The organism is Algoriphagus sp. (genome assembly GCF_039969895.1).
In the GTDB taxonomy this organism is placed as follows: domain Bacteria; phylum Bacteroidota; class Bacteroidia; order Cytophagales; family Cyclobacteriaceae; genus Algoriphagus.
On record NZ_JBDVMZ010000012.1, the window covers coordinates 998329 to 1013674 of the forward strand.

The 15346-nt window shown below is 42.9% G+C and carries 15 protein-coding genes; 8 read left to right on the forward strand and 7 right to left on the reverse strand.

Annotated elements, in window-relative coordinates; genetic code table 11:
- The first annotated feature begins 26 nt into the window (after positions 1–26).
- The gene (locus ABJH64_RS10460; RefSeq protein WP_348274843.1) at positions 27–1190 is read left to right on the forward strand and encodes an alpha/beta fold hydrolase; all 1164 of its coding nucleotides are present in this window, start codon (positions 27–29) and stop codon (positions 1188–1190) included.
- Positions 1191–1687: 497 nt separating this feature from the next.
- Here ABJH64_RS10460 and ABJH64_RS10465 read toward each other — a convergent pair whose 3' ends face one another.
- A complete protein-coding gene (locus ABJH64_RS10465; protein WP_348274844.1) occupies positions 1688–2989 on the reverse strand; it encodes an amidohydrolase in 1302 nt (433 codons plus the stop codon).
- A 149-nt stretch (positions 2990–3138) separates the two neighbouring features.
- Between ABJH64_RS10465 and ABJH64_RS10470 the strand changes: the two genes are divergently transcribed.
- The 6 genes from ABJH64_RS10470 (at position 3139) to dnaN (ending at position 9584) form a co-directional block, all read left to right on the forward strand.
- The gene (locus tag ABJH64_RS10470) at positions 3139–3837 is read left to right on the forward strand and encodes an SDR family NAD(P)-dependent oxidoreductase (RefSeq protein WP_348274845.1); all 699 of its coding nucleotides are present in this window, start codon (positions 3139–3141) and stop codon (positions 3835–3837) included.
- A 174-nt stretch (positions 3838–4011) separates the two neighbouring features.
- Complete coding sequence (locus tag ABJH64_RS10475; RefSeq protein WP_348274846.1) at positions 4012–4530, forward strand: TlpA disulfide reductase family protein; 519 nt, start codon at positions 4012–4014, stop codon at positions 4528–4530.
- Positions 4531–4761: 231 nt separating this feature from the next.
- Complete coding sequence (gldA, locus tag ABJH64_RS10480; protein WP_348274847.1) at positions 4762–5670, forward strand: gliding motility-associated ABC transporter ATP-binding subunit GldA; 909 nt, start codon at positions 4762–4764, stop codon at positions 5668–5670.
- A 2-nt stretch (positions 5671–5672) separates the two neighbouring features.
- A complete protein-coding gene (gldF, locus tag ABJH64_RS10485) occupies positions 5673–6392 on the forward strand; it encodes a gliding motility-associated ABC transporter permease subunit GldF (RefSeq protein ID WP_348274848.1) in 720 nt (239 codons plus the stop codon).
- A 139-nt stretch (positions 6393–6531) separates the two neighbouring features.
- The gene (gene gldG / locus ABJH64_RS10490) at positions 6532–8220 is read left to right on the forward strand and encodes a gliding motility-associated ABC transporter substrate-binding protein GldG (protein ID WP_348274849.1); all 1689 of its coding nucleotides are present in this window, start codon (positions 6532–6534) and stop codon (positions 8218–8220) included.
- A gap of 239 nt (positions 8221–8459) precedes the next feature.
- Positions 8460–9584 carry a DNA polymerase III subunit beta gene (gene dnaN / locus ABJH64_RS10495; protein WP_348274850.1) on the forward strand — a complete coding sequence of 375 codons (1125 nt, stop codon included), beginning with the start codon at positions 8460–8462 and terminating at the stop codon, positions 9582–9584.
- Between the two features lie 272 nt (positions 9585–9856).
- Here dnaN and ABJH64_RS10500 read toward each other — a convergent pair whose 3' ends face one another.
- The 6 genes from ABJH64_RS10500 to ABJH64_RS10525 form a co-directional block, all read right to left on the reverse strand.
- Positions 9857–10099 carry a VF530 family protein gene (locus ABJH64_RS10500; RefSeq protein ID WP_348274851.1) on the reverse strand — a complete coding sequence of 81 codons (243 nt, stop codon included), beginning with the start codon at positions 10097–10099 and terminating at the stop codon, positions 9857–9859.
- 316 nt (positions 10100–10415) lie between these two features.
- Positions 10416–10622 (reverse strand): hypothetical protein, encoded by a 207-nt coding sequence (locus ABJH64_RS10505; RefSeq protein ID WP_348274852.1) that lies wholly within the window; start codon positions 10620–10622, stop codon positions 10416–10418.
- A 165-nt stretch (positions 10623–10787) separates the two neighbouring features.
- Positions 10788–11174 carry a VOC family protein gene (locus ABJH64_RS10510; protein ID WP_348274853.1) on the reverse strand — a complete coding sequence of 129 codons (387 nt, stop codon included), beginning with the start codon at positions 11172–11174 and terminating at the stop codon, positions 10788–10790.
- Between the two features lie 49 nt (positions 11175–11223).
- On the reverse strand, positions 11224–11610 hold the full coding sequence (locus ABJH64_RS10515; protein ID WP_348274854.1) for a glyoxalase/bleomycin resistance/extradiol dioxygenase family protein: 387 nt from the start codon (positions 11608–11610) through the stop codon (positions 11224–11226).
- A 61-nt stretch (positions 11611–11671) separates the two neighbouring features.
- On the reverse strand, positions 11672–12610 hold the full coding sequence (locus ABJH64_RS10520; RefSeq protein ID WP_348274855.1) for a TIM barrel protein: 939 nt from the start codon (positions 12608–12610) through the stop codon (positions 11672–11674).
- A gap of 29 nt (positions 12611–12639) precedes the next feature.
- Positions 12640–13566, reverse strand: a complete 927-nt coding sequence (locus ABJH64_RS10525; RefSeq protein WP_348274856.1) for a nucleoside hydrolase — start codon at positions 13564–13566, stop codon at positions 12640–12642.
- 109 nt (positions 13567–13675) lie between these two features.
- Between ABJH64_RS10525 and ABJH64_RS10530 the strand changes: the two genes are divergently transcribed.
- On the forward strand, positions 13676–15304 hold the full coding sequence (locus tag ABJH64_RS10530) for a sulfatase (protein WP_348274857.1): 1629 nt from the start codon (positions 13676–13678) through the stop codon (positions 15302–15304).
- The last annotated feature ends 42 nt before the right edge of the window (positions 15305–15346 follow it).

Sequence of the window (15346 nt, forward strand, 5' to 3'; positions counted from 1 at the left end):
TCAGTTGAAAAGACAAAATTTAGGGCATGAGACTAGCCCTGATTTTTGTCTTTTTTATTTCTAAGTTGAATGCTCAGTCTTTCCAAGTCCCCTATGATCATCAGATTCCTAATTCAAGGAAAATCGAAATTCAAGTTGAATTTTTAAATGAATTTGATTTAGAAAGGGAAACCGTATTTCTTCTGGAGGATGCTTTCGATGCACTTTTTTTGCCTTTTGATGAATTGCTGGATTTTCCTGTGTCCAGCAATTTTGTTTTAATCAAAGGAAGAAAGGACAATGCAGAGTTAAAGACAGGAGTGATGCTTTCTGGAAATCCAGATTGTCAATTGGCTTATAAACTCTACAATCAAGATCAAGTAGCGCGGGATATAGAAGTGATCAGAAAGGAGTTGCTTGGAGGTAAGCAGGTGATTTTGTTGGGTTATTCTTCGTCAGCTATGGTTTTGCAGCATTATTTGTCACTTTATCCTGATATGGTTAGCAGGATGATTAGTGTCAACCCATTAGTTTTTGATATTCAAAAGAACTTGGGTTTTCCGGATGTTGGCTTGTCTTTTCCTTCTTTTAATTTAAATCCAGAGCATCTTTTTGACTTCAGCTACTACTCGAATTTTGAAAGAGAAATGGCGAATATAAAAAGCGCTTCATTCAGCAACCTGATTGGTTTTTTGAGCTACCAGGATGTGTTGAGAGGATTTTCTCAAGCAACTAATGTTGAAAATGATTTTGCCTTGCAAGTCCGCTTATTCGAGCATTCTATTGCCCTCTCAGGTTTAGAGAGTAATTCTCAGAAACCAAACCCAAACTTTGAATTATTGAAAAAGTGGAGCGGGCCAATTTGGGAGAGGTATCTAGATACCAACTTTCCAGTATTCGGAACCAATTATGATGACCTGCTCAGCTTTCAGGGTAAGATGATCCTGATAGGAGGGGCTTTTGATCAGTTGATTTACCCTAAGTCTTATGACATACTCGCAGAGTTTTATTCTAATTCCACCCTGCTGCTTCTCAAAGACGGCCATGCCTTACAGAAAACTGCTGGCGCTCATGGGTTACATCAGCTGGTTGGAGCATTTATTTCCAATGATTTCGAACAGAAGATAGCTGCATACAAAAAGCTGGCGAATGAAAACCTCATTTTCGAAAAGTACAACGAGGGTGATTTTAAGATTCTTCCTTGGTTTTGATAGAAAAATATAACCCCAGTCCATTCCGAACTGGGGTAAGCTAATGTTTTGCTATTTTTTCCTTAGTAGAACAAAGCCAATTATGGCTATTGTCAAGCACAGTGGTGAAAAAAAGATACTATCTATATAAGCGAATTCGGTTGATTTAATCTGCTTAAAGAAACCAACATAATTAAAATCTCCTACAGCTCTCAAGGTGAAAATTATTGGAATACTCCAAAGTCCAAAATTCCTGAGCCAAAGTGGAAGTCTGTCATTTTTTGAGATAAATGTGACCCAATAAAATGAGCCAAACAGAGCTAATGCAACTCCCACGATTATACTATCATAAGTTTGGGGGTCAAGTATGCGAACTCCATTCTCATCCGTAGGTAAGGTACTTTCAAATCCCCAAACTCCTCCGCTTGCCCAGTAAAAATGGATTAAAGCAAGATTAGAAAAGATTACGATTAAAAGGATGGCGAGTGCTGATTTCATTACGTTTTGTTCAGCTAGTCTTACTTTTTCATCCCCATATAATCCACCACAAAATAACTCATCACTCGCACGCCAAGTGTAAATCCGCTCTCATCAAGATAGAATCCAGGCGTATGATGCGAAGGTGTAGTCAATGGATCACCACCTTTTTTCATGCCTCCCAGAAAGATAAACGCACCCGGCTTTTCCCTCTGGAAAAAGCTAAAATCTTCTGCTCCGGTTACTGGGTTGAGATAGATTAAATTTTCCGCTCCTGCAGCCGCTTCCAATGATGGAAGCATTTTCTTTGTCAAATCAGCATCGTTTACGGTGGATGGATAAAGTTTCTCAAGCTTCAGGTCAACGGTAGCGCCTGCGCTTTCAGCAATATTTATTACAATCTCATTGATGCGCTTATGTACCAGCTTTTGCTGCTCATCTCCAAAGGTTCTTACGGTACCAATCAACTTCACTTCCTCAGGAATAATGTTATGGCGTATTCCTCCATGAATAGCACCAATAGTTACTACCGCCGGATTCTGGGTGACATTTACACTTCTGGATAGAATAGTCTGCAATCCCATGATGATCTGCGAACTTGTCACAATCGGATCCACACTTGACCAAGGATAGGCGCCATGTGCTTGCACACCTTTGACTGTGATTTCCAGATTATCCACAGCTGCCATGATTGGTCCAGATCTATATCCTATTTTCCCAACTTCTGTCTGCGAGTTGATATGCAAGCCGAAAACTGCATCCACATCATCCATCACGCCTTCTTTCACCATCAGTTCTGCACCTGCCATGTCTGCATCAAAAACTCCTTCTTCGGCAGGTTGAAAAATAAACTTCACCGATCCTTCCAAGTCAGCCTTCATGCTGGCAAGCACTTCCGCTACGCCCATCAGGATCGCCACATGTGAATCATGTCCGCAAGCATGCATCACACCTGTTTCCTGGCCATTATAGATGGCAGTGTTTACAGATTTGAAAGGTAAATCATTGCGTTCAGTCACTGGAAGCCCATCCATATCAGCGCGCAAGGCTACGGTCGGTCCAGGTTTACCGCCTCTCAAAACGCCTACCACACCTGTCACGGCTACATTTTCGGTCACTTCTATCCCAAGCGAGCGAAGGTGATCTGCCACTATCTTAGCTGTGCGGGTTTCTTGATTGCCGAGTTCCGGGTATTTATGAAAATCACGACGCCATTCGATTACTTGATCCTCGATGGCATTCGCCTTGGTATCAATAGCTGTTCGCAGTGAGGATTGTGCCAAAAGTGTCCCTGATCCAAGGATCATGGGGGCTAGGATAAGTGGGAGTAAACGATTTTTCATAGGTAGTGAATTGGGTTGCTGATTTTCAAATTTAAAGAAATGTGCTAATGCTCAAGCTATTTGATAGACTGAAGTTGAAAAGTCGGTGGAGAAAGAACTATTTCAGCCTGAATGGCTTTTGTATGGTACACTCCAAAAATTAAGGATTTATGCAATTAGATAATCAAATCGCTGTAGTCACAGGCGTCAGCAAGGGTATAGGCCTAGAATTAGTAAAACTTCTTTTGGAAAAAGGAACGGTCGTGGCAGGCTGGGGCAGAAACGCACCAGAGCTAACTCATGAGAATTTCCATTTTTTCACCTGTGATGTGGCCAAAGAAGAATCAGTGGAAAATGCATTTCAAGAAACTACCAAAAAACTAGGAACTGACATCCGCATCTTGGTCAATAATGCAGGATTTGGAGTGGCTGGAGATACAGAGACTTTTTCTTCAGAAGATTGGAAAGCAATGTTTGATACCAATGTACACGGGATTTTCTATACGACTAAGCGGTTGATTCCTGGAATGAAAGCAGCTGACGAAGGGCATATCCTGAATGTAGCTTCTATCGCAGGACTGAATGGGGTGAATAAATTTGCCGGCTATGTAGGAACAAAGCATGCAGTTCGTGGGATTTCCCATTCCCTATACATGGAGTTGAGGGACTTTGGGATCAAAGTTTCTACCATCTATCCGGGTTCGATCCAAACCAATTTCTTCGATGATATAGAAGGTGTAAGTGCAAATGAGAATATGATGCGTCCTATCGATGTCGCGACTACCATGCTGCAAACCCTAGAGACTCATCCGAACTTCTTCGTGGCAGATGTGGAATGCCGCCCGCTGAGACCGAAAGGGAAAAAATAAACTGACACCTTTACTTCTAGGCTCCCACGAGCATCTTGAGGATTTCTCAGGGGAGCTTCTCCCTGATACTTTCAATTCCTTCATAAAACAGTCTCGGGCTTTTCACAAGCTTTTGGATTGTTTAGACTGAGTTAAGTGTTTAATTTGCACTCAAATCCCCATAAGATTAAGGCTATGAAAAAGACGAATTTAATTATCCTTCTTGTCGTATTAGTAGGCGGTGCTGCTTACTTAGGCTATCTGTCAAAAATAGGCACAGAAGCTGAAGCAGCTGTGATAACAGTGCCGAGTACACTTCCTGACTATACGCTGAACGACATCAATGGCAAGGCAAATTCTATTCATCAATTAGCCGGGACGAAGCCTACGCTATTCGTTTACTTCAATTCCACCTGTCACCTTTGCCAGGATGAGCTCGCGGCACTTTCTAAGAGAATCAAGGAATTCAAAGACTACAACCTGATTTTCACGACGGTTGAGCCGCTGGAGGAGATGATCGGTTTTGTAGATGGACTTGGAATAAAAGGCGAAAGCAATGTGCATTTTTTGCTTGATTCCAGAATGGAAGTGGCTAGCTTCTATAAGATCCGAAGTGTTCCATCTATTTTCGTTTACGATGCAAAGAAGCAATTGGTCGCTGAATACGTAGGAATTACAGAGGTAGATCTGTTGTTGGAGAAACTGGCGGGGTAAACGTTCGATGAATGCTTGGAATTAATCCAGTTTTTCAAGTAGTTTTCTGCAAATGAGCATGTTATGAAAGCTTGTATTTGAAATACACGATAAGGCGTTTTTCAAATACAAGCTTTTTAAAAATAAGGGCATGGAAGTTTTGAGTTCAGCTGATTTTGACCAAGCTACAAATAGACTCCAGCCACGGGAAACCCCATTTTTTCCTTACTTTTGGAAGACTAAAAAACCTACATGTCACTAGAAGTAACTAATCTCAGCAAACTGTACGGAACCCAGAAAGCACTTGACCAAGTGACTTTTTCTGCAAAACCAGGAAGAATTCTAGGTTTTTTGGGACCAAATGGTGCAGGGAAATCCACCACTATGAAAATCATAACGGGATTTCTGTCGGCGGATTCAGGAGAGGTGAAAGTGATGAGGAAGGACGCAATTCATGCGCCCAAGGAAGTGAGTCGCTTGATTGGTTATTTACCGGAGCATAATCCCTTGTATTTGGATATGTATGTGCGTGAATTCCTCGAATTCTCGGGTGGGCTTTATGGGCTTTCGGGCCATCTTTTGAAATCTAGAACCAAAGAGATGCTTCACCGCACTGGCCTGGAGCCAGAGCAGCACAAGAAAATCGGGCAGCTTTCCAAAGGTTACCGACAGCGAATAGGACTGGCCAGAGCGCTTATTCATGATCCGCAAGTAGTGATTCTGGATGAGCCTACCACAGGGCTGGATCCCAATCAATTGGTAGAAATAAGAAATCTAATTCAGGAAGTAGCGAAAGACAAAACGCTTATTCTTTCGACGCATATCATGCAGGAAGTGGAAGCGATTTGTCAGGATGTAGTCATCATCAATAAAGGAAAAATTTTAGCTGCTGATTCCCTTTCCAATCTGAAGTCCAATTCTGAAGAGACTATCTTAATTCTGGAAACGGAAGAAGAGTTGAATCTTGAGTGGTTTGAGCAGGTGGGGAATATAAGCTTTGGGACAAAAGGTAAAATGGAAGTTCTTGTTTCTACCATAGACCCGGCTTCCGCCCGAAAAGCCATCCTGCAGGTCATTCAGGAGCGCTCTCTTAATCTGATCAGTCTCAATCAAAGTAAAAAGAATCTGGAATTGATATTCCGCGAAATCACCAACGCCTGAGTATGCAAAGTCTTTTTCTGAAAGAAATCAATGCCTTTTTCGGGAGCCTATTAGGGTACCTGGTTTTAGCCTTGTTTCTGGTGGCGATTGGTCTGATCGTCTGGGTTTTTCCTGAAAGCAGCGTACTTGAATATGGCTTTGCCGACCTCGAAGCACTATTTACTTACACGCCTTACGTATTCACGTTTCTAGTCCCGGCTCTCTCCATGCGAGCAATCGCAGACGAACGCAAAACTGGAACCTGGGAACTTCTACGAACTTCGCCCCTGTCATTGGTTCAGATAATTCTGGCCAAATACTTTGCGTTGCTATGCTTGGTGCTGGTAGCACTTTTACCCACGTTATTGTATTTCTATAGCATAGTACAGCTTGGAGATCCAGTTGGAAATTTGGATCAGGCAGGTTTTTTCGGGTCTTGGATTGGGATGATTATGATCGGTGCGGTATTCGCTGCGGTGGGATTATTCGCTAGTGCCTTAACATCACAGCAAGTAGTGGCCTTTGTACTAGGCGTGTTTTTATGTTTTGTTTTATACTTCGGATTTTCAGCTTTGGCTGATATGCAGCTTGGCAATTTATCCTACTGGGCATCTGACCTGAGCTTGAGCGTTCACTACATCAACCTGAGTAGGGGAGTGATTGACTCCTCTGATCTATTCTTTATGTTCGGGATGATTTGGGTGTTTTTAGGTGGGGCAGTTTTGATTTTGAGGAGCAAATGAAGATAAGTATTAGCCATTATGTAATTGACCATACTGTCCTTTATTTCGAGGACGGAAGACCGAAGTCGGGTGACCGAAGCGGCCTCATAGTTAGTGTTCAACAAAGTCTAAGGTTCTTCTCATTTTTATTAAGCAACAAATGAAAAGATCAACAGGAGATATCGCCAAGCCTTGGATATTCCTTTTGGGCGGAGTTTTAGCTTTTGCCTTATTGGCCCAATTCCTTAATTTCAGAATTGACTTGACAGAGGAAAAGCGCTATTCTCTGCACCCGGCTTCAGCGAAGGTTTTGGAAGAAATATCCGAACCCCTTCATGTGGAGATACTCTTGGTAGGAGAAAATCTCCCGGGAGGCATGCGCCGTCTGCAGACTTCCATCGCAGAGACCATCCGAACATTCAATGCCTACAGTCCAGAAAAGATCACGTATTCTTATTTTGATCCTTTGACTTTGCCTGAAGATGAGCGGGTTGAATTTATACTTTCTCTAGCTGACTATGGTATAAACCCAGTCAATCTTGCTGTGATGAGAGATGCTGGTCAACAAGAGCAGCTGATTTTTCCGGGAATTCTAGTGAGCAACGAAGAATTCGAAACTGGAGCTTTGATTCTCAAAGGCGAGCGGGGAATGTCTCCTGATCAAACACTCAATCAATCCATAGAGAATTTGGAGTTTGAGCTGAGCAATGCCATTCGGAAGCTCATTTCTCCAGAATCCTCGTCTATTGCCATGATTATGGGACATGGAGAAATGAGCTCTGATGAAGGTTTTGGTATGGTGGAAGCCCTGGATGGCGATTTTGAATTGTTTAAGGTGCCGCTGGAGCAAGCCAAAACTCCCGAGGATCTGGCTGGTTTTAAGATGATTTTCATCCAAGGACCAAAGGAAAGTTACACTGAGCGGGAAGTTTACCTGCTCGATCAATACGTTATGAATGGTGGCAACCTAGTGGTACTCCTCGATGGTGTGGCTGTAGCTATTGAAAATGCAGGCGGTGAAGGTACGGTGGCTATGCCAGTTGATTTGGGCTTGGATCAGCTCCTTTTTCGCTATGGAATCCGAGTAAATAAAGATTTGATTCAAGATTTGAACTTTGGATACATTCCGGTGATGGGAGGGAATTTCGGAGATCAGCAACAGATGATTCCTTTGCCTTGGCCTTTTTATATCCTAGCGGGACGTGTTCAGGATCATCCGATTACCAAGGGTTTGGATGTGGTACAGTTTCGTTTTGTGAGTAGCTTGGATACGGTGAAAGCTGACGGCGTGACGAAGACCCCGTTGATTTTTAGCTCCGATTTCTCTCAGATTTTGCCAGGGCCAGCACGGGTAGCTTTTTCGGATATGGATCAGCAGCCGAATGTGGAACAGTTTGATTTAAAAAATCTACCGCTTGCCTTCTTGCTCGAAGGTGAATTTACTTCGTTGTACAAAAACCGTTTTCTTCCAGATGGTTTTGCGAAAGGTGATTTTAAAGAGAGTGGAAATGGAAAAGTAGTGGTGATCGGAGATGGGGAGGTTTTTCAGGCACAAACTAACCTGGAAGATGGGGCTCCTTTGGCTTTGGGTGAAGATCAGTTTTCCCAAACTACCTTTGCCAATAAGATTTTTCTAAAAAACCTAGCACAGTACCTAGCCGACCCTGATGGGATAATTGCTTCAAGAACACGTACCTTCCAGATTCGCCCGTTGAATAAGGTCAAGGTTTCGCAGGAAAAGACCTTTTGGCAAACCTTGAATGTGCTCCTTCCTGTCCTTGTGCTTTTGATGCTAGGTGGTATAGTCTGGTGGATTCGCAAGAATACCTACAGTCGAAAATCAAACTAGTCTAAAAAGTAGCTGCTAATCCATTAATTTTCCACAGAATCAAATATCCGGGGGTTCGAATTAGAATTTATTTATAAATTTACCACCATTCAAAAGTAAAAGTAAATTAAGCCTTAGAATACGAAATCGAGCGTTATTGATCTTTTCACTTTGAGAAGATTGTAATCCCTTCGAGATCTCCCGTCCGACTGACGTAAGCCGGGCGTACATATGGCCTTCAATAGACAAATTATAAACATATGAAATTTATTGTTTCCTCTTCTGCCTTACTAAAGCAGCTTTCGGCGATCAACGGTGTGGTGACAACCAACCCCGTAGTGCCTATTTTGGAGAATTTTCTTTTTGAGATCAAAGAGAGTCAACTTACGATTACTGCTTCTGACTTGCAGACCTCCATGATCACCGAAATCAGCGTGGAGGCCAAAGAAGATGGGAATATCGCTGTGCCTGCAAAGATTCTGATAGAGACGCTGAAAAATCTACCTGAGCAGCCGGTGACTTTCAGTATAGATCATGATACGTATGCGGTAGAGATCAGCTCTGACAATGGCCGATATAGATTGGCTGGGGAGAATGCAACAGACTTCCCAAAGATCCCTACTGTAAGCAATGCTACTTCCGTGGATATGTCCACTGAGGTTCTTTCTTCGGCTGTTTCCAATACCATATTCGCTACAAGTTCTGACGAGCTCCGTCCGGCAATGACAGGTGTTTACATCAATCTAAGCCCTACCAACACTACTTTCGTAGCAACTGACGGACATAGACTGGTAAGGTACAGAAGAGTGGATATCGCTTCACAGGATGCTGCTACGTTGATCATTCCTCGTAAGGCATTGAACCTTTTGAAGTCAACTTTGCCTTCAGAAAATCTTCCCGTGACGGTGGAATTCAATCAGTCTAATGCATATTTCAACTTCAATAACATCAAGATGATCTGTCGTCTGATCGATGAGCGTTTTCCTGATTATGAAAATGTAATTCCTGCGGAAAACCCGAACGTGATGACAATTGACCGTTCAGAATTGTTGAGTTCCCTTCGTCGTATCGCCATCTATGCGAATAAAACTACGCATCAGGTGAGATTGAAATTGACAGGTAGTGAATTGATGATTTCTGCTGAAGATCTTGATTTCTCTAACGAAGCAAACGAGAGACTTTCTTGTGAGCATGATGGAGAAGATATCGAAATCGGATTCAACGCTAAGTTTTTGGTAGAAATGCTGAACAACCTTTCTTGCAAGGAAGTTAGCTTGAAGTTCTCTGCGCCTAACCGTGCAGGTTTGATCCTTCCGGCAGAGCAAGACGAAAATGAAGACATCCTGATGCTAGTGATGCCAGTGATGTTAAATAACTACGTATAACAACCACAAACCATAAAGCGAAAAGCCCGGAGATTCCTTCGGGCTTTTTTTGTGACTATGGAAAATTGGAATGCATCGAACATCTTTCCCGCGCAAGTCTTTAGACTTGTGCCCTATAAAATGTAGCCTTCTGGTTCTCTGATATGCTTCACTTACTAGATGTATGAAGACTTCATTATGGTAGGTATAAGTGCTGGGACTTGGACCAATTAGAGTTAGCTCCCTTAGGCAACTTTTTTCGCCGCGCCGCCGCGTCGTTGCGAGAGATCAACTCACTTCTTTTTCGCATCCCGCAAGGACTTCAAATACAATCCTTCCACTCGTTCTCTTGCCCAAGGGGTTTTACGAAGAAACTTCAAACTTGAATTGACCGAAGGATCATGTGTGAAGCAGCGAATAGTGATCCGCTCACCAAGTTCCTCCCATCCATAGAATTTTACCAGATGTTCGACCATGTCTGCGAGTTTTACGCCGTGAAGTGGGTTGTTGGGTTGTTGTTCTATTTCTGAATTCATTTTATTCGATATCTCTTAGTAATTCTATTAACTCCTTATTTGAGAGACTTGACTTTTCCGATTTGTCATAAATGGAAAGTAGGTAAACTGTCTCTGCTATGAATACCACGTTTGCAATTATTCTTACACCTCCCGATTTTCCTTTGCCTTTTGATTTTATAGGAATTCTGATTCAAAGCAATTTTTGCCTAGAGATGTGCCTTGCTCAGGACTTTCTTTTAATAGTTGAATTAGATTAAAAAGTTCAGGTTTTTAGCTTGGGTATTTTTTAAGCAGACGTTTGAATTGCTTTTCAAATACTTAGATGGTTTTAATCTCAAAGCTCATTTAAGAATTGCTCAGCATCTTTTGGTACCTTTTTTCCTTCCAAAACTAGCTTAAGTTCCTCATCAGCTTCCTTAATTTCAGTCAATGGTTGTGCTTTTTCGCCAGTAAGTTGCTCAGTTTTGACGTAAGGAAGGGCATCCAAAGCTTTCACAAGCTTATTTGCCTTATCGTCTTGTATATCAAGGAGTACCTTCATCAGTTTTCAATTAGCAAATCAATTTACTGAATTTGAAATCAAAAAGTTCAAATGGATTATGTATTTCTCCTTTCTTGTCAGTACAGTCAAATAAGCAATTTAGGATAATGTAAACTTTCACCTAGCCTTACATAGTTCATCTGACATCGATCATCAAACAATTCCTTATTTCCTTTCTATAAAATCCCACAAATTTCCATACAAATCTTTGAAGACAGACACCGTTCCAAAAGCTTCTTCAGAAGGCTCTCGGATGAATTCTACACCTTTCGCGGTATAGTTGTGATAGTCGCGGTAGAAATTGTCTGTATAAAGAAAGAGGAAAACCCTGCCTCCAGCCTGAAAGCCAATTTGATTTCGTTGAAGTTCGTCGGCAGCTTTTGCAAGGAGCAACTGGCAGGAAGAACCTGGAGGTGCGACTCGTACCCAACGCTTAACATCACTTAGATGCGTGTCCTCAATGAGCTCGAAACCTAATATCTGTGTGTAATACGTAATTGCCTCATCGTAATCTCTCACCAAAATTGCGATCTGTCCAAGTTGTTGTTTCATGGGTGCAAATAGGGGAAGGAAAAGGGATTTTGAAACCCAAGATGCTCTTTCATGACGTTTTTTCTGCTGAAGAAGCAATGTCTTCTACAATGACTATAGAGTTGTTGTTCAAGTCATAAAGCCCGAATTCATGCGTACCCCATGCTGTATTCTTGCGAAGTTTATCACATGTTATTACCCCTTTTATCACCAAAGATTCAAAGTAAGGTTCAATGTTTTTTACAAAAATCCTCACTACCGAACCTCCTAAAAGCGGATCATCAGGTGGGTCTGCATGCCATTGAAGGTGTAGCTCTATTTCCTCCAAGCGCATCCCAGCATACCTGTGGTCGCCAAAGGTTTTTACAAATCCAAAGTTTTGACAATACCAATCTAAATCCCTGGCGATGTTTTGCGAGGGTAATACGGGTACTGCGCATTTAAATTCTGTTTTCATAAGTGCAGAATAAAGTATGGCTCCGATCAGCTTTTCGGAGCCAGATGCGATTCAGCTACTGTCAGGCAAGTGAATTTCTCACAGCCTCCAGCTTCTCTCTTATTTCAATGATGCTTTCCCATTCTCTGTCTTTTTCGCCATGCTCTATTCCCACATATTCATGGAAATCATGGGCGAGCACAAGATTCATCATTTTGGTATAGTCTAATGGTGACTCGTTGCCGTTGTCATCCCAGACCACAGGTTTTAGACTTACGCCTTTTGCCCTAGGCATCAATTCATCTATTCCGCGATAGGAATCATAAGAAATAGCATTACCATCTTTTCTAGCAATCTGAAAATTTCCAAAATCAGGAAGGCTACCTGCTCTTGGATGATCGGCTTTTTGAATCATCTCGGCAAGCCATTTTCCATTGCTTGAAAAACCACCATGATTCTCGATCAAGACATTGATGTTGAAGCCGTCAGCAAATTCGCAGAGTTCGTGTAAACCTGCACTGGCGAAATCACTTGATTTCTTATAATCTTCTTCAGAAGTACTCCATGGCACAGATGAGTACGCATTTACACGGATAGAATGACAGCCGAGAAACTTGGCTGCTTCTACCCATTTTTTATGGTTATCCACTGTTTTGGCTCTTTCTTCAGCCGTAGCGGCGCCTAGCATTCCCTCGCCATCGCACATGATCAGCACAGATCTGATACCTTCGCCGTCTGCGCGGGTTTTCATTTCCTTCAGATAAGCCATGTCCGTGGCCTTGTCTTTGAAAAATTGATTGACATATTCCACAGCATCAATTCCAGCCTTTTTTGTGAGCTTCGCAAAGTCCAAATGATCCATTTTTCCTGAGAAAAGCTGTCTGTTCAAGGACCATTCCGCTAAGGAGATTTTGAATAAGGGATCTACTTTTTTTGAGGCGACGGCCAATTGTGGCAATCCCAGCCCTATAGCGGCTGTGGCTAGGCCGGCTGTTTTGAGGAAATTTCTTCTAGTATTCATGGGTTGTTTGTATTAGGGATGGGTCAGGTTTATTCTTTTATAATTCTCCAAAATTCCTTTTTCATAGCTGCGGCATCAATCTCACTGAAGATTTTTACTGATCGTGGGGCATTTTCCGGAGGAGTCATCACTGTTGAGACTGTCGCCCATTCAGGATAGAGATAGGCCTCAACGAGGGCGAGATCCCACATCACCCGCGTTTTGTCTTGGGGATTGTGAATCCGCCAGCGATCGGCAAGTATTTTTTGTATAGCTACTGATTCATCCAGCGCTGCGTAAGTCTCGTCCCGGTCAAACTTTAGCGCGAAGGAAGTGGTTGTGGTCATGATCGTGAAGTCTAATCCTTGCAGATTCAAGAGGTAGTCGAAGGCATTCAGATCACAGCGAATATTAAACTCACTTTTATTCCAGGCTTTGGTTTCGGGCGTGTACCATGACCCCAAAGAATAGAGTCGGATTTTGTCCTTGATATCTGGAGCCAGCATCAGTGCGGTCGCAATATTGGTCATGGCTCCTAGCGTCAAAACATCCAGTTTTTCGGCACCCTTCATCTCACGGGCGGCAGCGATGATGGCCTGCGCTGCCGGTGAATCCCTCGGGTCTTGCTGTCCCCAAGCTCTGCCGATTTGACGATCTGCTCCGAGCGGATGGGGAATATCAGTGCGGCCCATGGCTTCAAGTATCTCTTCGTTCAGTCGCTGACTCTCTTCTACGGGCTTTAGTGTGGCAGCGTCGTAGGCATTCCATTTTTCGAAAACATTCAGATCCGCATTATTGAAATGCGCTGAACTGATGCCAATCAAATCAATTTTTTCAGATTTTACCAAATGAGCGATGGCATAGAGATCGTCCATTTCATTTCCAGTGTCAGCATCCAGCCAGACTTTTTGCTGAGCAAATGAAACTTGTGAAATCAAACAAATGATCAAAATAGCGAAGGAAGTGTAGTATTTCATGGGCGGAAATTAATTGAATTTTCAAAGTACAAAATTTACTTTCTTGATGGAAAGGATAGCGAATTTTAAAGAAAAAGCTAACTTATCTGAAATTCGCTGGTTTCCCCTTATGAAAAATTTACTCGTAGTATTTGGTTTGCTCTTGCTTTTTTCTTGCCATCAAAAGGCAAAAGAGACTTTGTCAGAGCCTTTTCCAACTCGTCCTAACATCGTATGGATCGTTAATGAAGACATGTCGCCTGAGCATCTCGAGGTTTACGGTGGGACTGGCGGACAGACACCGCATTTGAATGCCTTGGCGGCGGATGGATTGCGCTTCACTAATGCCTATTCTACGGCTGGCGTCTGTGCGCCCAGCCGAGCGGCGTTGATTACTGGAGCCTATCAGACGTCTATTGGAGCAATGCATATGCGCACCTTAGGTATGTCCCAAAATGCCCTCGATGCCTACCCTCCCGGACATCAATCATACTCTGTGGTATTACCGGCGGATATGAAGCCGTACCCAGAGTATCTCAGAATGGCAGGCTACTACACAAGTAATAATGTGAAGGAAGATTATCAGTTCCAAAGTCCTGTGACCATGTGGGATGAAAGCAGCAATAAAGCACATTGGAGAAATCGAAAAGATCCCGATCAGCCATTTTTCTCCATTTTCAACTTGACCATATCTCACGAAAGTCAGGTTTGGGCTCGAGCTGATGAACCCCTTCTGGTTGATCCAGATTCGGTAAAAGTTCCGCCAGTATATCCGGATGATTCGGTGTCTAGAAATACGTTGGCAAGATTTATCACCAATGTGATGCGGATGGATACTCAGGTGGGCGAGATAATCGCTCAGCTCAAAGAGGATGGTTTGTATGATAATACGATCATTTTCTACTACTCCGATCACGGGGATGGTATGCCCTATTATAAGCGAGAGTTGTATGATCGGGGGCTGAAGGTGCCTTTGATAATCAAAGCTCCCTTTTTGGAAAAGGGGGCCGTGACCGACGAATTAGTCAGCTTTGTAGATTTTGGACCTACTGTCCTATCGCTGGCAGGAGTAGAAATTCCTGAAAGTATGCAGGGGCAAGCTTTTCTTGGAAATCAAAAAGCTCCAAATCGGAAATATATTTATGCCGCCCGGGATCGAATGGATAGCGAATACGATCGGGTGAGGGCCGTATCAGATGGACGCTATAAGTATATTCGAAACTACATGCCCGACAAACCCAATTACCAAAACATCCAATACCGACTTAATAATCCGCTTATGCTTCATCTATTAGAGCTGAATGAAAAGGGAGCACTGAATGAAAACCAAGCCCGTTGGTTTGCTTCATCAAAGCCTGAAGAGGAGCTCTACGATACCCAAAATGATCCTTTTGAATTTAAAAATCTAGCAGATAATCCTGATCATGCTGAGAAGCTTGCAGAGCTACGGGCTGCTCACCTGAAATGGGTGGCGGATTTTGGGGACATGGCTGAGCAAAACGAACAAGAAATGGTTAAAGCTTGGTGGGGCGGTAAAGATACCCCTCCTGTCACGGCTGCGCCAGAAATTGCGTTTCATGATGGAAAGGTGAGTATTAATGTGGATATGTCTGGAGCATCTATTGGCTACCGTAAATCAGCAAAGGATACCTGGTCTGTCTATACCGGGCCATTTGAAGCGACCTCTGGTGATTCACTGTATGTAAACGCACATAGGATTGGGTATGAACCGAGTGGAGGAGCCATGAAGTTGGATTAGTATTTCGCTATGCTGTTCAGGAGTTGCAATTCTAAACCCTGA